Origin of the sequence: Herbaspirillum sp. 3R11 (assembly GCF_004563925.1) — a bacterium.
Classification (GTDB): domain Bacteria; phylum Pseudomonadota; class Gammaproteobacteria; order Burkholderiales; family Burkholderiaceae_D; genus Herbaspirillum.
The window spans coordinates 869275-888555 of record NZ_SPNJ01000002.1; the positions used below are offsets into that span (position 1 = coordinate 869275).

The 19281-nt window shown below is 61.7% G+C and carries 15 protein-coding genes; 2 read left to right on the forward strand and 13 right to left on the reverse strand.

Annotated features, from left to right (window positions below):
- Positions 1 to 45: 45 nt before the first annotated feature.
- The 13 genes from E4P32_RS12305 to trxA all read right to left on the reverse strand — a co-directional run bounded on the left by E4P32_RS12305 (position 46) and on the right by trxA (position 12645).
- Complete coding sequence (locus E4P32_RS12305) at positions 46 to 1434, reverse strand: amino acid permease (RefSeq protein ID WP_116436850.1); 1389 nt, start codon at positions 1432 to 1434, stop codon at positions 46 to 48.
- Positions 1435 to 1591: 157 nt separating this feature from the next.
- The gene (locus E4P32_RS12310; protein WP_233526793.1) at positions 1592 to 2599 is read right to left on the reverse strand and encodes an amidohydrolase family protein; all 1008 of its coding nucleotides are present in this window, start codon (positions 2597 to 2599) and stop codon (positions 1592 to 1594) included.
- A complete protein-coding gene (locus E4P32_RS12315; RefSeq protein WP_116436849.1) occupies positions 2596 to 3168 on the reverse strand; it encodes a 3-hydroxyanthranilate 3,4-dioxygenase in 573 nt (190 codons plus the stop codon). The genes E4P32_RS12310 and E4P32_RS12315 overlap by 4 nt, the downstream gene beginning before the upstream one ends.
- A gap of 16 nt (positions 3169 to 3184) precedes the next feature.
- The gene (locus E4P32_RS12320; RefSeq protein ID WP_116436848.1) at positions 3185 to 3616 is read right to left on the reverse strand and encodes a RidA family protein; all 432 of its coding nucleotides are present in this window, start codon (positions 3614 to 3616) and stop codon (positions 3185 to 3187) included.
- Complete coding sequence (locus tag E4P32_RS12325; protein ID WP_116436847.1) at positions 3616 to 4401, reverse strand: fumarylacetoacetate hydrolase family protein; 786 nt, start codon at positions 4399 to 4401, stop codon at positions 3616 to 3618. The genes E4P32_RS12320 and E4P32_RS12325 overlap by 1 nt, the downstream gene beginning before the upstream one ends.
- Complete coding sequence (gene dmpG, locus E4P32_RS12330) at positions 4398 to 5435, reverse strand: 4-hydroxy-2-oxovalerate aldolase (RefSeq protein ID WP_116436846.1); 1038 nt, start codon at positions 5433 to 5435, stop codon at positions 4398 to 4400. Before dmpG ends, E4P32_RS12325 begins: the two co-directional genes overlap by 4 nt.
- Positions 5436 to 5448: 13 nt before the next feature.
- Positions 5449 to 6393 (reverse strand): acetaldehyde dehydrogenase (acetylating), encoded by a 945-nt coding sequence (locus E4P32_RS12335; protein ID WP_116436845.1) that lies wholly within the window; start codon positions 6391 to 6393, stop codon positions 5449 to 5451.
- Between the two features lie 22 nt (positions 6394 to 6415).
- A complete protein-coding gene (gene mhpD, locus E4P32_RS12340) occupies positions 6416 to 7198 on the reverse strand; it encodes a 2-keto-4-pentenoate hydratase (protein WP_116436844.1) in 783 nt (260 codons plus the stop codon).
- Positions 7199 to 7208: 10 nt separating this feature from the next.
- A complete protein-coding gene (locus E4P32_RS12345; protein ID WP_233526792.1) occupies positions 7209 to 7613 on the reverse strand; it encodes a RidA family protein in 405 nt (134 codons plus the stop codon).
- 11 nt (positions 7614 to 7624) lie between these two features.
- A complete protein-coding gene (locus E4P32_RS12350; RefSeq protein WP_233526791.1) occupies positions 7625 to 9115 on the reverse strand; it encodes a 2-hydroxymuconic semialdehyde dehydrogenase in 1491 nt (496 codons plus the stop codon).
- Positions 9116 to 9497: 382 nt separating this feature from the next.
- A complete protein-coding gene (locus E4P32_RS12355) occupies positions 9498 to 10484 on the reverse strand; it encodes a LysR substrate-binding domain-containing protein (protein ID WP_116436842.1) in 987 nt (328 codons plus the stop codon).
- Positions 10485 to 10900: 416 nt separating this feature from the next.
- Positions 10901 to 12169, reverse strand: coding sequence for a transcription termination factor Rho (rho, locus tag E4P32_RS12360; RefSeq protein ID WP_040503902.1), 1269 nt, complete (start codon positions 12167 to 12169; stop codon positions 10901 to 10903).
- A 149-nt stretch (positions 12170 to 12318) separates the two neighbouring features.
- Entirely contained in the window at positions 12319 to 12645 is a 327-nt protein-coding gene (trxA, locus tag E4P32_RS12365; RefSeq protein ID WP_116436841.1) for a thioredoxin TrxA, read from the reverse strand.
- Positions 12646 to 13039: 394 nt separating this feature from the next.
- Here trxA and E4P32_RS12370 point away from each other — a divergent pair, with 394 nt between their 5' ends.
- Both E4P32_RS12370 and E4P32_RS12375 read left to right on the forward strand, forming a co-directional pair.
- Positions 13040 to 15772: a PD-(D/E)XK nuclease family protein gene (locus E4P32_RS12370; protein WP_116436840.1), complete on the forward strand. Its 2733-nt coding sequence runs from the start codon at positions 13040 to 13042 to the stop codon at positions 15770 to 15772.
- A 5-nt stretch (positions 15773 to 15777) separates the two neighbouring features.
- A complete protein-coding gene (locus E4P32_RS12375; protein ID WP_116436896.1) occupies positions 15778 to 19131 on the forward strand; it encodes a UvrD-helicase domain-containing protein in 3354 nt (1117 codons plus the stop codon).
- Positions 19132 to 19281 lie beyond the last annotated feature (150 nt).

Genomic DNA, 19281 nt, shown 5'->3' on the forward strand with positions numbered 1-19281 from the left:
AAGCCGTGAATCGCTTCACGGCTTTTTCGTAGAGAGCTTGAACGCTCAGAGCTTCACAGGTTTTCGATACCAGATGAAGTAGATCACGCTCAGCAAGACCACAAACGGAATACCCGACAGCAGCGTCGCCTTGAACTCATCAGTGAAATACGTCGTCACCATGATCGCCACCATCAACAATGCGCCCAGCAAGGTCAGACCCGGAAAGCCCCACATGCGGAACGCCAGCGGCCGCCCGCCTTCCTTGCTCCAGCGGCGGCGGAAGCAGAAGTGCGTCACAAAGATCATCAGCCAGGTAAACATCGCACCAAACATCGACACCGACATCATCAGCGTGAACGACGCTTTCGGATACAGCACGCTCAATGCGGTCGCAATGGCGATGCCGATACACGACAGGCCCAGTGCCCGCACCGGCACGCCGCGCTTGCTGATCTTGCCGAACTGTGGCGAGGCATAACCGGCGCGCGACAGGCTGAACATCATGCGGGTGGTGATGTAGAGCTGGCTGTTCATGGCCGACAAGGCGGCGATCAGCACCACGAAGTTGATGATACCGGGCGCGCCTGCAACATGGATCGCTTCCATCACCAGTACGAACGGGCTCTTGTCAGTGCCGGCCGACGACCAAGGCAGGATCGCCAGCATCAGCGCCAGTGTCAGCAGATAGAAAATCACCAGGCGGAACATCGCTGCGCGGAAGGCGTGCGTGATGGCCTTTTCAGGCTCCTTCGCTTCACCGGCGGCAACGGCGATCATCTCAATGCTGAGGTAGCTGAAGATCGACACGATCACTGCCACCCAGGTGCCCCAATAACCCTTGGGGAAGAAGCCGCCGTGCGCCACATAATTCTTGAAGCCGATAGGGCCATCGACCGGTGCGCCGTAGACGATGTACGCGCCCAGCAGGATGAAGCCGACGATGGCGACGATCTTGATCATCGAGAACCAGTATTCGATGAAGCCGAAGATGTTCACGCTCAGCGCATTGACGACGATCAGCGCGCCCGAGAACAGCACGATCCACAACCACGCCGGCGAACCGGGAAACCAGTACTGCATGTACAGCGCCACCGCCGTGACTTCGGTGCCGACGGCCAGCACGATCGACGCCCAGTAGGCATAGCGCACCATGAAGCCGGCCCAGGGACTGACGTAGTAGCCGGCATAGGCGCCGAATGATCCTGAAGTAGGATGCGCCACCGTCATCTCGGCCAGGCATCCCATCAGCAGCAGGGCGATGACGGCGCCAATGGCATAGCTGATGAGAACGCTGGGGCCGGCAAAACCGATCGCAAAACCGCTGCCGAGAAACAGGCCGGTGCCGATGGCGCCGCCAATGGCGATCATCGACATCTGGGCGCTGCTCAAACTGCGTTGCAACCCCTTTTCCTGATCGACGATTCCTTGAAAGTGGTCGCTGCTATGTTGCATTTCTGTCTCCCTGATTAACTTTCTTTAAGCGGTCACCATCGTTGATAAGACGGCGATTGCTTTAGTTACTTCTATTATTTCTATTGCTGCTATTTTTCTTCGGCGCAGCATTATGCACTGCGCCGGGCATCGCTAACAATCCTCAGCATCCTGACAATCAGATGCCGAAGAACCTGCGTGCATTGCCCGCCAACAGCTGGGCATGCGTCGCCGCGCTGAAGCGGGTGTCGCGGATCAGCTGGCCGACCTGTTGCTCGCCCAGCGGGTAGGGATAGTCCGAACCCAGCATCACGCGCTCTTCGCCCATGATGTCGACCAGCAGTTCCAGCGCGCGGCTGTCGAACACGGCCGAGTCCACGTGGAAACGATCGACGTACGACGACGGCAGCTTGGGGCAGTCTTCGCGGATGATGTCGCGCTCGCGCCAGGCGTTGTCGACGCGGCCCAGCAGGAAGGCGAAGCTGCCGCCACCATGGGCGAAGCAAATCTTCAGCGATGTCGGCAGGCGTTCAAAAGCGCCGGACAAAATCAGCGACAGGATGCCGAGCTGGGTTTCCGCCGGCATTGCGACCAGCCATGGCAGCATCCATTTTTTCATGCGCTGCTCGCCGCCCATCATGTCCCAGGGATGCACCAGCAGCGGGATGCCTTCATTGGCGCAATGGGTCAGGAAGGTCAGCATGTCGGCGTCGTCCAGATCCTTGCTGCCGAGGTGATTGCCGATCTGCACGCCGATGTGGCCGATGCTCTTGGCGCGCGAGGCTTCCAGGCAGGCCGCATCGATGTTCTGCAGCGGCACCTGTGCCAGCGTCTTCAGACGCCTGGGGTCATGCGCGCACAGCTCGATGGCATAGTCGTTCATGCGCTGCGCCCACGGCAAGGCTTGCTCGACTGGATAGCTATAGCCGAACATTACCGGCGTGGCGCACATGATTTGCAGGTCGACACCTGCCTTGTCCATTTCAGCGATGCGGCGCGCCGGGTCCCACAGCGCGGAATACACCGGACGGAACGGCTTGCTGCCGGTCATGATCATGCCGTGTTCGTTGTCCTTGACTTGCAGCCAAGGGGCGGCGTGCGGGTCGAGTGCGGCGGCTTCGGCCTGGGTAATCGGCGGGAAAAAGTGCGAGTGAATATCGATCACTTGCGGTTGTGTATTGCTCAAGGCTTGGCCCCTTGTTGTGTTGTTGACGATGGCAGCACAGCGCCGTGCGCGTGCTTGCCCGGATGCGTGGCGCCGCAGTGTTTGCACAGGCGCAGGCCGGCGTCGCCGTAAAAGCGTTCGAACAGCGGCGGTAGATCGGCCACGATGCTCTTCAATTGCACCTCGACGCGATACACCAGATGGTTGCATTGCAGGCAATACCACTCGAAACCATCGGTCACGCCCTCGGGGCGCTGGCGCTCGATGACCATGCAGCGGCTTTCCGGCTCCGGACGCTGCGGCGAATGGCGCACATGCGGCGGCAGCAGGAAGATGTCGCCTTCCTTGAGGTCGACGCGTTCCACCTTGCCGTTGTCCATGATCTCCAGATAGGCGTTGCCCTTGAACTGATAGAAGAATTCTTCCAGCGGATCGTCGTGGAAATCGGTGCGCTGATTCGGACCGCCGACCACGGTCACGATGAAGTCGGCGTCTTGCCAGACTTGCTGGTTGCCGACCGGCGGCTTGAGGCGATCGGCGTGATCGTCCAGCCATTTCTTGAAGTTCAGCGGCATGCCGTAAGTAAACATGCTGTCTCCTTAGTTGTTATTTGGGTTTGTAAGCAATTGCTTTAATTTCGATGAGCAAGTGCGGGTGCGGCAATTGATGGACCGCCACCGTCGTGCGTGTAGGACCATCGTAATCGAAGTATTCCCCGTATACCTCGTTATAACCTCCGAAGTCGTTCATGTTGACGAGGAACGTCGAGATTTCAACGACGTCCGACAACTCGGCGCCGACGCTGTGCAGGATGCCGCGGATATTCTCGATCACGGCGCGTGTCTGCGCTTTAACGTCGAGTTTGGTGGTGCCCATCTCGTCGACTTCCACGCCTTCGAAACTATTGTCAGGGCGGCGTGAACTGGTGCCGGAAACGAACAGGAAATCGCCGGCGCGTTTGACGTGCGGGAATTTACCGCGCGGCAGCGCCTTGCCTTCGACCAGCTTGGCCTGGGTATTCAGGGTGAGTTGATTCATCATTGTTTCCCGGTAAAAAATTCGACGCGGCCCAGACCGCCGATGTCGGTGCTCACATGCAAACCGGGGTGCAGGGCTTCGGCCGCTGTCGCCGCACCGGCCATGATCAGCGAGCCGGCCGGCAGCGACATCTCTGCCGCGGCAAGCAATTGCGATGCCTGCACGATGCTGCGCAGCGGATTGCCGAGGATGGCGCCGGTGCTGCCTAGCTGGACTGCATGGCCGTTGAAACGCATGGCGACGCCACGGTTGCTCAGCGATCGCAAGTCCCGTACGTCGTCGGAAAACGCACCGACGATCAGACCGGCGGACGAGCAGTTGTCGGCCACCACGTCTTCCAGCGTGAACTTGAAATTGCGATAGCGCGAGTCAATGATCTCCATCGCCGGCGCTACGGCTTCGAGATAATTGCCGGCTTCAAGCAGCGTCAGCGGACGATCAATCACTTTGCTGGTGACGAAGCAGACTTCCGGCTCGACGCGCGGGTGGATGAAATCGCCGAGGTCGACTACGCCGCCTTCTTCGCGCAGCATGGCGTCGGTCAGCAGACCCCAGATCAGACTGTCGACGCCCATCTGGATCATCTTGGCGCGGCTGGTGAAGCCGAGCTTGATGCCGATCGGCTTTTCGCCGCGTGCGTGGCGCTGGGCAATCGAGGCGCGCTGAATGTGATAGGCCTGATCCAGCGAGAAGGCATGCCTGGGCGTCAGCGGATCGACTTCATGGCGATCGCGTGCGGCGGCGTCCAGCGTGGTCGCCAGGGCTTGCAGGCTGGCCGCGCTCATGCCGGCACCTTGGCGGTTTTGCGTTGCTCCAGCAGATCCAGCGCGACGTCGACGATCATGTCTTCCTGACCGCCGACCATACGGCGGCGACCCAGTTCGACCAGGATGTCGACGGCGGCGATGCCATAGCGTTTCGCCGCTGCTTCAGCATGACGCAGGAAGCTGGAATACACGCCGGCATAACCGAGCGCCAGCGTCTCGCGGTCCACGCGCACCGGACGGTCTTGCAGCGGGCGCACCAGATCGTCGGCGGCGTTCATCAACGTGAACAATTCGGTGCCGTGCTGGTAGCCCAGGCGGTCGACGGCAGCGATGAAGACTTCCAGCGGCGCATTGCCCGCGCCTGCGCCCATGCCGGCCAGCGAAGCATCGACACGGTCGCAGCCGTGCTCCACCGCGACGATGGAGTTGGCCACGCCCAGCGACAGATTATGATGCGCATGCATGCCGGTTTCGGTTTCGGGTTTGAGTGTGTCCTTGAATGCCTTGAAGCGGTCGGCGACGTCGCGCATCGATAGCGCACCGCCGGAGTCGACCACGTACACACACTGCGCGCCGTAGGATTCCATCAACCTGGCTTGGTGCGCCAAGGCTGCCGGCGTCGTCATGTGCGACATCATCAAAAATCCGACGGTATCCATGCCAAGTTTGCGTGCATGTTCGATGTGCTGTTTCGAGACGTCTGCTTCGGTGCAGTGCGTTGCCACGCGCACGGTGCGTGCCCCGGCGGAATACGCGGCGTCGAGGTCGTGCACGGTGCCGATGCCGGGAATCAGCAAGGTCGCCACGCGTGCATGTTGCAGCACGCCGGCGACGGCTTCGATCCACTCCAGGTCGGTGTGTGCGCCGAAGCCGTAGTTGAAGCTCGATCCGCACAGGCCGTCGCCGTGGGCGACTTCGATGCTGTCGACTTTGGCGGCGTCCAGTTCTTTGGCGATGGCGACCGCATTCTCCAGCGAATACTGATGGCGGATGGCGTGCATGCCGTCGCGCAGCGTGACGTCGGAGATGTAGATTTTCTTATCGGTTTGCATGAGCGTAATTTCCTTAATTCGCCAGACGCGCGGCGATGTTCTCGGCGGCGGCCATGGCGGCCGAGGTCATGATGTCGAGGTTGCCGGCGTAGGCGGGCAGGTAGTGCGCCGCACCTTCCACTTCGAGGAACACCGACACCTTGAGGCCGCCGACCTTGCCGAGACCAGGGATGTTGATCGGTTGGTCGGCCGGGATGCGGTCAAACTGCACCTGTTGCTTGAGGCGATAGCCGGGCACATAGGCGGCGACGTCGGCCACCATCTTTTCGATGGAAGCGCGGATCTCGTCTTCGTTGGCGCTGGCGTCGGCCAGGCAGAACACCGTGTCGCGCATGATTAGCGGCGGTTCGGCCGGGTTCATGATGATGATGGCCTTGCCGCGTGCGGCGCCGCCGACGCTGACGATGGCCTTCGAGGTGGTCTCGGTGAATTCGTCGATGTTGGCGCGGGTGCCGGGGCCGGCGGATTTGCTGGCGATCGACGCCACGATCTCGGCGTAATGCACGGTCGCCACGCGCGATACGGCGCGCACTACGGGGATCGTCGCCTGGCCGCCGCAGGTGACCATGTTGATGTTGGGGCTGTCGAGATGTTCTTGCAGATTGACCACCGGGATCACGTAAGGGCCAATGGCGGCCGGCGTCAGGTCGATGACCTGGATGCCGTGTTCTTGCAGGATGCGGTTGTGCTCGGCGTGGGCGCCGGCGGAGGTGGCGTCGAACGCGATTTTGATCTTGCCGAAGCCTGGCAGTCTGGTCAGGCCCTGTACGCCTTCGTGGGTGGTGGTCACGCCCATGCGGGCGGCGCGCGCCAGGCCGTCCGAGGACGGATCGATGCCGACCATGGCGCCCATGTTCAGATGCTTGGAATTGCGCAAGACCTTGATCATCAGGTCGGTGCCGATATTGCCGGAACCGATGATGGCGACGTCGACGCGCTGTGTGTTTTCTGTGCTCATGCTGCTTCCTTAAATGTTGCCGTTATTCCGAAAAGAGCGCGCTGACGCGGCCGAGTCCTTCGATCTGCGCATCGAACACGTCGCCCGCAGCGGCCACCACCATCGGCCCGAGTGCGCCGGTCATGATGATGTCGCCCGGTTGCAGCGGATTGCCCACGCGCGCCATGACGTCGGCCAGCCAGACGGCGGCGTTGAGCGGATTGCCGAGGCAGGCGGCGCCGGCGCCGATCGACACCTGGTCGCCGCGGCGTTCCATCAGCATGCCGCAGTTGACGATGTCGAAATCAGCCAGCTTGACCGGACGTGAACCGAGCACGAACAGGCCGCTGGAGGCGTTGTCGGCAATCGTGTCGGTCAGGCGGATGTCCCAGCCAGCGACGCGACTACCGACGATTTCCAGTGCCGGCAAGGCGTAGGCGGTGGCGTTGATGATGTCGGCCACGGTGTGCTTGGCGTGGTTCAGCGGGCGTTCGATGACGAGCGCGATTTCCGCTTCGATCTTGGGTTGCAGGATGCGGGCGATATCGATCGCTTCGCCGTCGGCTACGCACATGTCGGCAAACAGCATGCCGAAGTCAGGCTGGTCGACGCCGAGTTGCTTTTGTACTGCCTTGGAGGTCAGGCCGATCTTGCGGCCGACGAGGCGACGACCCTGGGCGATCCAGCGCGCGGTGTTATGTTGCTGGACGGCGTAGGCGGCTTCCACATCGGTCGTGCCGATCAGGTCGCGTACCGGGTCGCAAGGCTTGGCGGTCGCATGGGCTTGCCAGAGACGCTCGGCGGCTTGTTCGATTGCGGTTGTCATAGGGCAGTCCTCAGGATTGGACGAAAGAGAATTCGATTTCGACGGTAGCGCCCAACGGCAGCGCGGTGACGCCGACCGTGGTGCGCGCCGGCGGGATGACTTCAGCGGTGAAGACTTCTTCCCACGCGGCGTTGATCTCGGCGAAGGCGTCGAAGCGCGTGGTGAAGATGCGCGCGATCAGCAGGTCGTCCAGGGTGACGTCGTAGTCGGGCATCGCCTTCTTCAGGTTGGCGAGGATGACGCGCGTCTCGGCGCCGGGACCACCTTCAGCGAGCTTGCCGGTGGCGGCGTCGAGCGCCACCATGCCGGACACCTGCACCACCGGGCCGATTTGCACGCAAGGGCTGTAGCGGAAGCGCGGCGCGGGAATGGCATCCGACTGGATGCAGGTACGGTTGTTCTTGATCATGTTCATCCCGGCCTCGCTCACAGCTTGATGCAGATGTTGGTGACTTCCGAGTAGAAGTCCAGCGAATAACGGCCGCCTTCGCGCCCCAGTCCCGATTGCTTGACGCCGCCGAAGGGCGTGCGCAGGTCGCGCAGATACCAGGTGTTGACCCACACGAGTCCGGCTTCGATCTGCGGTGCAACGCGGTGCGCACGCTTGAGGTCGGAGGTCCAGATGGCGCAGGCGAGGCCGTAGTCGCTGTCGTTGATGCGGTCGATGACTTCATCTTCGCGGTCGAACGGCGCGATGTGGCAGACCGGGCCGAAGATTTCTTCCGTCACGCAGCGCGCGTCGTCGGGCAGACCGGTCCAGATGGTCGGCTGCACGTAGGCGCCGTCGTCGCGTTCGTCGTTGAATGTCGGGATACCACCGCCCGCGACCACGGTTGCGCCTTCTTCGACGGCAAGGCGGTAATAGGACAGCACCTTGTCGCGATGGCCGTGTGAAATCAGCGGGCCCATGTCGACATTGTCTTCTGCCGGGTAGCCGATCTTCAGCGCTTGCGTCTTCTCTTTCATCGCGGCGACGAAGCGATCGAAGATGGGACGTTCGACATAGACGCGTTCCGAGCACAGGCAGACCTGGCCGGAGTTGGTGAAGGACGAGCGCATCACGCCGGCCACGGCGGCATCGAAATCGGCATCGGCGAAGACGACGGCAGCATTTTTTCCGCCCAGTTCGAAGGATACTTCCTTCATGCCGTCGGCGACTGCCTTCATGATGGTGCTGCCGGTTTTCGATTCGCCGGTGAAGGTGATGGCGTCGATGCCGGGATGGCGCGTAAGGAATTCACCGGCCGAATTGCCGCCGAAACCATGGATCAGGTTGAACACGCCCGGCGGCACACCCACGTCGCGGATCACTTCGGCTAGCAGTGTTGCGGAGGAGGGGGATTCTTCCGACGGCTTGGCGACGACGGTGTTGCCGCAAGCCAGTGCGGGAGCGACTTTCCACGTGAACAGCAGCAGCGGCAGATTCCACGGCGAGATGATGCCGACCACGCCGAGGGGCTTGCGCACGGTGTAGTTGAGCGCACCAAGGCCATCCGCGCTTTCGCTCTGGAACAGGTCGGTGTTGGCAGTCTTGGCCAGATCAGCGAAAGTGCGGAAATTGGCGATGCCGCGCGCGACGTCGAGGGTGCGCGCCTGATGCACCGGTCGACCGGTGTCGGCCACTTCGGCCGCGACGAACTCATCGAAACGCGCCTGAATGCCATCGGCGATCTTGTGCAGCATGGCCGCGCGCTCCGATACGGCCATACGGCCCCATGGACCATCAAGTGCGGCTTGCGCGGCCTTGACGGCGGCGTCGACGTGGTTCGCATCGGCTTCGCAGACGTCGGCGATGTGCTTGCCGTTGACGGGCGAGATGTTGCGGAAGGTCTTGTCGCCGGCGACAAATTCTCCATTGATGAAGTGTCGTAACTGCGGACGCAGGTGTACAGATGATGTCGAACTCAAAGAACTCACGAGCGGGTCTCCCGATATAAAAGCGTGCTGGACCGGCAGCCGAAGTTGTCGTGACGAGCCCGTCTCCTGTTCTGACGAAAAGGCGAAGGTATGCGTATGGATGACTTCTATCTACTTGATTTTGCGCCGGTTTTTCTTGAGGTTTGACCGTTTGCGCAGGCTTGCTGGATCACTTGTTGGAGCTAGTATAGGGAGAGCCAGATATGAAACATAATGAAAAAACAGGACTTTAGTATTCCATGAATTTATGGCCGCAGGTCTTGAGTGATTTGCCGTCATTTGTTTATAAATAACGCTAAAAATACTCAAATGCTTCCATAATGATCAGCCGGCCGCATGATGAGGGCGGGGATGCATCCGGTTCGGCGCGGCTTTCAAGAGGTCAGTACTCTGCTGCGGTCTCTTTGAGGCAGGTGATAAACGCCTGCGCGGCGGGCGTGGGCTTGCGGTCGGTACGGACGGAATAACCGATGTCGCCGAAGTCGCCGAGATCGCCCAATTCGAGGATGGAAAGGAGGTTGAGATTGGCAAAGTGCTGGGCCACGGCACGCGGCATCAGCGAAATCGACGGAGAGTCCTGCATCAGGCCGATGTTGGTCAGCACCGACAGCGATTCCACCACGTTGGTCGGGATGCTGAGGCCGGCGTCGAGGAACAGATGCTCGGCGGTCAGTCGTGCAGGCGAGACTTGCAGCGGAAAAATCCACGGCCAGTCGAGCAAATCCGCCAGCTGGATATCGATGCTTTTGGCCAGCGGATGCTTGCAGCCGACTACCGCGCACAGTGCTTCGCGATACAGCACGTTGTGTTCGAACGCATACATGCGCGCCAGCGGCAGATCGCGTTCGGGCAGACGGCCGACCACGATGTCGAGTTCACCGGTCGCCAGCGCCGGGAACAATTGATCGGTCGGACCGTCACGCACGGTGATCAGCACGCCGGGACGCTGGTGCTTGAGGCGCGTGATCGCCTGGGGCAGAAGCCGGGCCGACGCCGAGATGACCGTGCCGATGATGACGTGGCCGCTGTCGCCGGTGCGGAAAGTGTTGAGTTCGTCGGTCAGGTAGCGCAGCTCGGCGATCACCGTCTTGACGCGCGTGCCGAGGAGAGTGCCGTAGCAGGTCGGCGTGACGCCGCGGTTGGTGCGTTCGAACAGCGGCACCTCGAGGTCGGCTTCCAGCTCCTGGATGGCCTTGGTGACGGCGGGCTGGGTCAGGTTCAGTTCCCGCGCCGCACGCGCGATCGAGGACGAACTGAGCACGCGTTCGAAAATCAACAGCGGTTTCAGCTTGAGGCGACGTAGCATGACGTCGGTCAATGGAATATTGGCGCGCGGGTTGCCGGCGCCGTTGGAGTGTGCATCGGACATCATTGTCTCCCTGTCGTGCGGTACCGCATCGCCCGGCCAGTCTCGTTAATCTTGTTAGTCGCCAGACATTCCGGCGGAATGCCTGGTCACCTGTCATGCAAGAGGTGTGCCATTGCGGCACTGCTCGTTGTTGTCCGCAGGTGAATTTGTCGGCACAGTTTACTGTATTCGCGGTGCATGCCCGCGATAAAAAATGTAAGACCGAAGTGTCAAGACGAGATCGAAGAGCTGGCTTGTCGTTGCCTGACATGGCGTTTTTCTGCCGCCGGCGTTCGCTGCGACCACGGCGACCACGGAGGCAAGCAGGCGGATATCGGTTAAACGTGCATCGCATGGCGCAGACATAAAAAAATCCGCCTGGTCACCCGGGCGGATTTTCAATTCACAGCTTCAGCGGCGGCAAAGCGCCGCGTTGATTAACGTTCGCTGCCGCGACGCATCATGTCAAAGAACTCGGCATTGTTCTTGGTCGACTTCATCTTGTCGAGGATGAATTCCATCGCTTCGATTTCGTCCATGTCGTACATCAGCTTGCGCAGGACCCAGATCTTTTGCAGCTGGTCCGGCTTGATCAGCAGTTCTTCGCGGCGTGTGCCGGACTTGCTGAGGTTGATGGCCGGGTAGACGCGCTTCTCGGCGAGGCGGCGTTCCAGATGGACTTCCATGTTGCCGGTACCCTTGAATTCTTCGTAGATCACGTCATCCATGCGGCTGCCGGTTTCGATCAGGGCCGTCGCGATGATGGTCAGCGAACCGCCTTCTTCGATGTTGCGGGCGGCGCCGAAGAAGCGCTTCGGACGTTGCAGCGCGTTGGCGTCGACACCGCCGGTCAGAACCTTGCCGGACGCCGGGATCACGGTATTGTAGGCGCGCGCCAGACGGGTGATCGAGTCCAGCAGGATGACCACGTCCTTCTTCATTTCAACCAGACGCTTGGCTTTTTCCAGCACCATTTCGGCGACCTGCACGTGACGCGTGGCCGGTTCGTCGAAAGTCGATGCGACGACTTCGCCGCGCACCGAGCGCTGCATTTCGGTCACTTCTTCCGGACGTTCGTCGATCAGCAGGACGATCATCACGGTGTCGGGATGGTTGGTGGTGATGGCGTGGGCGATGTGTTGCAGCATGACCGATTTACCGGACTTCGGCGACGCCACCAGCAGGCCGCGCTGGCCGCGGCCGATCGGCGCGATCAGGTCGATGATGCGGCCGGTGATGTTTTCCTCGCCGCGCATTTCGCGCTCGAGCTGCATGATCTTGTTCGGATGCAGCGGCGTGAGGTTTTCAAACAGGATGCGGTGCTTGGAGGCTTCCGGCGCTTCGCCGTTGACCTTGTCGACCTTGACCAGCGCAAAGTAGCGCTCGCCGTCTTTTGGTGTGCGCACTTCGCCTTCGATCGAGTCGCCGGTGTGCAGATTGAAGCGGCGGATTTGCGAAGGCGAAATGTAAATGTCGTCAGTGGACGCCATGTAGCTGGCGTCAGGCGAGCGCAGGAAGCCGAAGCCGTCAGGCAACACTTCAAGGGCGCCGTCGCCGAAAATTTGTTCTCCCGATTTCGCGCGTTTTTTGAGGATCGCGAACATCAGTTCTTGTTTGCGCAGGCGCGCCGCGTTATCGATGTCCAGGCCAATTGCCATTTCAAGCAATGCGGAGACGTGTAACGCCTTTAATTCTGATAAGTGCATAAGAGTGTCCCGGGATGGGAATAGTAAAAGGTGGGGGAGGGAATTGCGTGGTGTGGGTAAATTAAAAAACTAGCTTACGTGTATCGATTTTCAGGCTACCGGTAAGCACAACAAGCGGCGATGCGAGCGCACCGCCGCTGTGAATCTTCTTAGATGTTGCTGTCGATGAACGAAGTCAGCTGGCCTTTTGCCAGAGCGCCGACTTTTTGCGCTGCTGCTGCGCCGTTCTTGAACAGGATCAGCGTCGGAATGCCGCGGATGCCGAACTTGGCTGGAATAGCCTGGTTTGCATCGACGTCCAGCTTGGCGATCTGCAGTTTGCCTTCGTATTCCTTGGCGACTTCTTCCAGAATCGGGGCGATCGCTTTGCAAGGACCGCACCATTCAGCCCAGAAGTCCACCAGGACTGGCTTGTCGGATTTCAGGACGTCTGCTTCAAAAGAGGCGTCGGAGATGTGTTTGATGTTTTCGCTCATGGTAGATCCTCGATCTGAGGGAATATATATAAGTAAGTGGTCAAATAGCGCCGGGGGAACATACCATTTGCTTGGCGTATGCCATCAACGCTTCCGGAGTTGCTTCATTGCGTAACTTTGCTTAAAGCAGATGGAGTCGTTGTGCCCTGATTCAAGTATTTTGAAACGCGGCAACGGGTATTCGGCGGGGTACGGAGGCAATCATAACCCATTTTTGGGAAAAGTGCGCCTTGCCGCCGCCGATAGGCCGCCATCCGGCAAAGCCTGTTGCAGGGCGGTTGCCAAGGTTGCCAATTGACCCGGCCGGTCGCATACAATGCGGCAAAGACATGCCGGGTCGATAGATTCCGGCAATCATTTCGATAAATATATTTTTCTCTCCGGCCTCCTTTTAATGTTGCATTCGCCCCTGCTGATCAGCCCTTCCATCGATTTCTGGCCGCAGACCGCTGTCGCCTTACTGGAGGCGGAGCACATGCTGGGCGCAGCAGTGGAGGCGGGGTCGCACGACTTTTCCGGTTATCAGGTGGTGGTGCCGGCGTTTTCGCATGCGGTGCACTGGCGCGCGGCGCTGGCCCAGGCGCTGCAGCGCCGGTCGCCGCAACAGGCCGGCTTCATCCCGCCGCGCATCAACACCATGGCCGGCTGGCTGGCCATGCAGGCGCCCCAGCCGCAGCAGGACGACAGCGAACGCCTGATGCAGCTGTACGCGCAATTGCGCCAGCACGGCTGGCTCAAGAAGATGTTTACGGCGCGCCGCAACACCGACCTGCTGCCGCTGGCGCAGACGCTGCTGTCGCTGTCGGATGAACTGACCCAGGCATTGCTGCCGGCCATGGAGCGCACCCCGGGAGATGCGGACGAACGCTGGCAAGCCGCGCTGGCGCAATTGTCGCCGTCGGCGCGCAGCATGCTCTCGGACGAGGCGCAACTGGTCTGGTCAATCTGGCAGAGCCAGCTCGACGGCAATGACAAGACCGCGCAGCGCTACCAGCGCATGCTGGCGCTGGCCAAACCGGGCGCGCATGCGCCATTGGCGCCGCTGATGTGGATCAGCCCGGTCGCGCCCGAACCGATGGAGCAGGCCTTCCTCGAAGCCTACGGCGAACATGCCGACGTGCAGTCGGTGCAGATCGATTGGCGCGGCCCGGATATCCCCTTGCTGTACCAGACTGCATGGCCGGAATTGTGCGACGCACCGCTGGCCCCTGCGCCGGATGACCTGTTCGCGCCGCAGATGGACGCGCCGACGCTGGCGCTGTGTCCGGCCGCGAGTCTCGAGGACGCTTCGCTGCAGAGCGCGCAGATCGTGCTCGACTGGCTGCGCCAAGGCAAGGACGACATCGCCATCGTCGCCCAGGATCGCGTCAGCGCGCGCCGCCTGCGCGCTTTGCTGGAGCGTGCGCAAGTCTCGGTGGCCGACGAAACCGGCTGGAAGCTGTCGACCACCCGCGCCGCCGCAGCGATGGCAGCATGGTGCGACGTCGTCACTTCGCGCGGCGAAACCACCGCATTGCTCGACCTGCTGAAGTCGCCGTTCATCTTCGCCGGCATGGCCGACAAGAGCGCGGCGGTAATGCAGATCGAGTGGCAATTGCGGCGCGAGAATATTTCCGGCGAATGGCGCAGCGTGCAAGCGGCGTTCAAGAGCGGTTCGCTTGCCGCAGAGGTTTTGCAGGCAGTGGCTGCGCAGGCCGCGCTGTTCGACGGCCGCAAGAACCTGATCGACTGGAGCGCGTGCGCACAGCAATTGCTCGATGCGCTCGACATGCGCGATGCATTCGCGCAGGACATCGCCGGCCAGCAGGTGCTGCAATTGCTGGACGACCTCGGCGCCCGGCAATCGGACGGCGACGGCGGCGAATTGTTCTCCTTCTCGGAATGGCGCGCGCTGCTGAACCTGCAGCTCGACGCCGTCACGTTCATGCCGCCGATCACCGATCGCCGCATCGTCATGCTGCCGCTCAACGGCGCGCGCCTGCGCAATTTCGACGCAGTGCTGGTGATCGGCGCCGACGCCGAGCATCTGCCGTCGCAACCGCAGGAAACGCTGTTCTTCTCGAACGCCGTGCGCCACGAGCTTGGATTGCCCACGCGGCTGTCACGCCAGCATCAGCAATTGCGCGACCTGACCGAACTGCTGTGCGCCAATCGCGAAGTGGTGCTGTCCTGGCAGACCCATAAAGACGGTGAACCGAATCCCAAGAGCCCGTGGCTTGAGCGTCTCGAACTGTGCCTGGCAAAAGCCGGCATGGCGCCGCTGCGCGAGCTGCGCCACGATTTGCCGCTGCATGAATTGCTTGCCGCACCCTCCGTCATGCCCGCGCCGTCGGCCGCTGAGCTGACGCCGGCGCGCTTGTCGGCCAGCGCCTACAACCGGCTGGTGGCCTGCCCGTATCAATTCTTCGCTCAGCACATGCTGCGCGTGAACGTCATGGACGAACTGTCCGACATGCCCGAGAAACGCGACTACGGCGGCTGGCTGCATGAAATTCTGATGAAATACCACGAAGCGTTGCGCGACGCGAAGACGCCTGTCGAGCAGCGTGCGGCCTTGCTGGCGACCATCTCGGATGACGTCTTCGGCAAGGCGATCCGCGAACATCCCGCTGCGCTCGGTTACGAAGCGCGCTGGCGCAAGGTGATGCCGGCGTACCTGGTCTGGGCCAACGAACGCGAAGCGTCGGGCTGGCATTTCGTGCTGGGCGAATTGCCCTTGCAGCATGCACTGGCCTGGCCGGACGGCGGTATCGAGTTGTACGGCCGCCTCGATCGCGTCGATGAAAATGCCGAGGGCGAACGCGCGGTGCTCGACTACAAGACCAGTTCGTTGCCATCGCTGGTCGCCAAGTTGAAGAATGCCGAAGATCACCAGCTGCCGTTCTACGGCTTGCTGTCGGGCCAGACCATGGCTGCTGCGCATTACGTCGCGCTGGAGCCGTCCAGGGACAAGACCGGTGACGTCGCCGCACCCGATTTCGAAGCCCAGCAGCAGGCCCTGCAGCAGCAGATCATCACTGTCGTGCAGGCCATCGGCAACGATGCGCCGCTGCCGGCCAACGGCATCGAATCGGTTTGCCAGTATTGCGATGTGCGCGGACTGTGCCGCAAGGGAGTCTGGCAATGAACGACATGAACAGCGTAAACAACAAAGGATCGATCTCCGCCTACGAAATCAACGGCCGTCCCGCAGAAGCGGCGGCGTTCACCGCAGCCGCCTGCGATCCGCGCCAGTCGGTCGTGGTGGAAGCCTGCGCCGGCAGCGGCAAGACCTGGCTGCTGGTGGCGCGCATGTTGCGATTGCTGCTCGCGGGGGCGCAGCCGGCCGAACTGCTGGCGATCACCTTCACCCGCAAGGCCGCACAGGAAATGCGCGAACGCCTGATGGAACTGCTGCACGAACTGACGCTGGCGCCGGCCGAACAGGCACGCCAGTTGCTGCTGGAACGCGGCGTCGACGCCGACGAGCTGCCGCGCGTGATGCCGCTGGCGCGCTCGCTGTACGAACAGATTCTCGCAGGGCAGCAGGGTTTGTCGATCGACACCTTCCACAGCTGGTTCGCCCGCTTGTTGCAGATCGCTCCGCTGGCGTCGGGCGTGCCGCACGGCTATGCGCTGACCGAGAAAAACGGCGAGCTCATGAACGAGGCCTACCGCCGCTTCATGCAGGCGGTGCAAAAGCCGGCGCAACAAGAGATCAAGCTGGCCCTGCTGGAGCTGTACGACCTGGCCGGCGACAGCGGTGCGCGCAATCTGCTCGATTCCTTCCTCGACAAGCGTGCCGAGTGGTGGGCTGCAACCATGCCGCCGCTATCCTCGGAAGACGCGCCGCTGCAATGGCTGGAAGAGTTGTGCGGGCCCGATGCCGCACGAGACGCGCGACTGACCGTCTGGAGCAGCGAGGCGCTGAAGGCGCGGCTGTACGAAATTTCTTCGCTGCTCGGCAAAGGCACGGCAACCAACCAGAAACGCGCGGTCGCCATCGAAACGCTGGTGAGCGGTGACGCGTCGGTGGAGCAGTTCGCCGCATTGGCGACGCAGTTCTATGACGACAACGGCAAACCGCGCGGCAACACCAAGACCAAGGATTTGAAGGCGGCATTGAGCAAGCACTACGGCGTCGACGAAGAGGTCGCCGTGTCGCTGTTCGATGAAGTGTTTGAACTGACCGGCAATGAACTGCGGCTGTTGCAGCGACGCAGCGCCGAAGGCATTGTGCTCAGGCTCAATCGCGCCCTGTTCACAGCGGGCCGCGCCTATCTCGACGCCTATCAGGAAGTGAAGGCCGAGCAGCGCGTGTTCGATTTCGCCGATCTGGAATGGCACGCCTACCGCCTGCTCACCAACGAAGAGAGTGCGGCCTATCTGCAAAGCCGCCTCGACGCGCGCTACAAGCACATCCTGCTGGACGAATTCCAGGACACCAACCCGCTGCAATGGAGCATCGTGCGCGCCTGGCTGCGTGCCTACGGCGGCGATGCGGCGCAGCCGAGCGTGTTCGTGGTGGGTGATCCCAAGCAATCGATTTACCGCTTCCGCCGCGCCGAGCCGCGTGTGTTCGCCGCCGCGCGCACCTTGCTGGAACAGCAGGGCGCGGCGGTCTTGCGCGCCAATCAGACGCGCCGCAACGCCAGCGTCATCGTCGACGTGCTCAACACCAGCTTCAGCGGCCGCAATGCCTTGTTCGCACCGCAGACCACGCTGGGCATGGACGGCGGCGCGGTGTGGCGCTTGCCGCTGGTGCAGGCGCCCGAGGCGGCCGAAGAGGACAAGACCGACGCTGCTCCATCGGCGCTGCGTAATCCGCTGATCACCCCGCGCGAGGAAGAAGACGATGCGCGCCGGCGCGACGAAGGCCGCCAGGTGGCGCAGGCGATTTTGCTGGCGCGTCAGCGCATCCAAGTCGGCGGGCGTGCGCTCAAGTGGGGCGACGTCATGCTGCTGGTGAAGAAGCGCCGTCATCTGATCGCGTATGAAAGCGCATTGCGCGAAGCCGGCATTCCGTTTGTCTCCGACAAGCGCGGCGGTTTGCTTGATTCGCTCGAGATTGCCGACCTGATTGCGCTGCTGACTTTCCTGATCACGCCCAATGACACGCGGGCCTTGGCCCATGTGCTGAAGAGTCCGATCATCGGCGCCACCGACGGGGACCTGATCGCGCTGGCGCAACGCAGTGAATCCGACTGGTGGAAACGCGTGCTCGCTGCGCAGCAATCCGGTTCCGCATCAGCCGCTGTCGAACGCGCTGCGCACCTGCTCGCGCAATGGCTGGACGCTGCGCCGCATTATCCGGTGCACGATCTGCTCGACCGCATCCTGCACGAAGGCCAACTGGCCGCGCGCTATGCCCAGGCCGTCGCGCCATCCATGCGCAGCCAGGCGCTCGGCAACATCGAGGCTTTCGTCGAACTGGCGCTCAACCTCGACGCCGGCCGTTATCCCAGCCTGCCGAAATTCATCGACGCGCTGCGCGTCTTGCAGCGCCACGCCGAAAGCGATGCGCCCGACGAGGCCAGCATTGATGCCGCCGCCGACGCCGTGCGCATCCTCACCGTACACAGTGCCAAGGGCCTGGAAGCGCCGGTGGTCGTGATGATGGACACCAATCACAGCGATCCCGCCAACGACAACATCGGCATCCTGTGCGACTGGCCGCAGGACGAAGACGCGCCGACGCATTTCTCCGCCTTCGGGCGCAAGAGCGAGCGCGGCACGGCGCGCGATCGCTGGTTCGACGCCGAAGAGCATTTCAAGATGCAGGAGGATTGGAACCTGCTCTACGTCGCGCTGACACGCGCCAAGCAATTGCTGATCGTCAGCGGCGTGGCTGGCACCAAGGGCGCGCTGGAAGGCGGCATCCAGGAGGGCAGCTGGTACAGCCGGCTGTTCGACCGCGCCGGCGAGGAGCAGGGCGTGGAATTGGTAGCGCCACCTGCGCAGGTCAACGACGCCGGCCAACAGCGCGAAGAACATTTCACACTGCCGCTGTTCATCCCGACGCCGTTGCCGGCGCCGGCGGTCGATACGCCGGAGAGCTACAGCAACGACGCCATCGACGAAGGCGTAGCCTTGCACGCGCTGCTGGAACGTGCGCTGCATGCGCGCACCTGGCCGGTAACATTGCCCGACGAGGCCGCCATTGCGCGCTGGCTGCCGTGCCCGCGTCCGCTGGCGGCGGTGATCCGCGCCCAGGCCGTCAATATGTTGGCGCAACCGGCGCTGGAGCGTTTCTTCAATCCAGCCTTGCATCGCCATGCGCGCGATGAAATGGAGATCGTCACAACCGACGGCGTATTGCGTTGCGACCGCGTGGTGGTGTTCGACGACGAAGTCTGGGTGCTTGATTACAAGCGCAATCTGCTCGACAGCGAGCGCGCCGCTTATCAGGCGCAATTGGCGCGTTATCGCACGGCGCTCTTGTCAGTGTTTTCTGACAAGCAAATCAGGTCTGCGCTGATAACTGCCGATGGTCGGCTTTGGGAATAATGGCATCGCCTTCAGATTGACCACTTAGTGACCACTTAACAAAAGACGATCACATCACAGGAAAAAACTTCGTTTAATACAAAAATGGTTTAACCTCGGGTTCCCTACCGGGGTTAATGTTCAAGAAGCGTTCAAGAATCATCGCTTTAT

Bases quoted from the DNA above. Each gene is read 5' to 3' on its own strand.
- E4P32_RS12345 (WP_233526792.1), bottom strand. From the start codon at position 7,613: ATGAACATGATCAAGAACAACCGTACCTGCATCCAGTCGGATGCCATT.
- E4P32_RS12315 (WP_116436849.1), bottom strand. From the start codon at position 3,168: ATGTTTACTTACGGCATGCCGCTGAACTTCAAGAAATGGCTGGACGAT.
- E4P32_RS12355 (WP_116436842.1), bottom strand. From the start codon at position 10,484: ATGTCCGATGCACACTCCAACGGCGCCGGCAACCCGCGCGCCAATATT.
- E4P32_RS12320 (WP_116436848.1), bottom strand. From the start codon at position 3,616: ATGAATCAACTCACCCTGAATACCCAGGCCAAGCTGGTCGAAGGCAAG.
- E4P32_RS12325 (WP_116436847.1), bottom strand. From the start codon at position 4,401: ATGAGCGCGGCCAGCCTGCAAGCCCTGGCGACCACGCTGGACGCCGCC.
- rho (WP_040503902.1), bottom strand. From the start codon at position 12,169: ATGCACTTATCAGAATTAAAGGCGTTACACGTCTCCGCATTGCTTGAA.
- E4P32_RS12335 (WP_116436845.1), bottom strand. From the start codon at position 6,393: ATGAGCACAGAAAACACACAGCGCGTCGACGTCGCCATCATCGGTTCC.
- mhpD (WP_116436844.1), bottom strand. From the start codon at position 7,198: ATGACAACCGCAATCGAACAAGCCGCCGAGCGTCTCTGGCAAGCCCAT.
- dmpG (WP_116436846.1), bottom strand. From the start codon at position 5,435: ATGCAAACCGATAAGAAAATCTACATCTCCGACGTCACGCTGCGCGAC.
- trxA (WP_116436841.1), bottom strand. From the start codon at position 12,645: ATGAGCGAAAACATCAAACACATCTCCGACGCCTCTTTTGAAGCAGAC.
- E4P32_RS12370 (WP_116436840.1), top strand. From the start codon at position 13,040: ATGTTGCATTCGCCCCTGCTGATCAGCCCTTCCATCGATTTCTGGCCG.
- E4P32_RS12305 (WP_116436850.1), bottom strand. From the start codon at position 1,434: ATGCAACATAGCAGCGACCACTTTCAAGGAATCGTCGATCAGGAAAAG.
- E4P32_RS12375 (WP_116436896.1), top strand. From the start codon at position 15,778: ATGAACAGCGTAAACAACAAAGGATCGATCTCCGCCTACGAAATCAAC.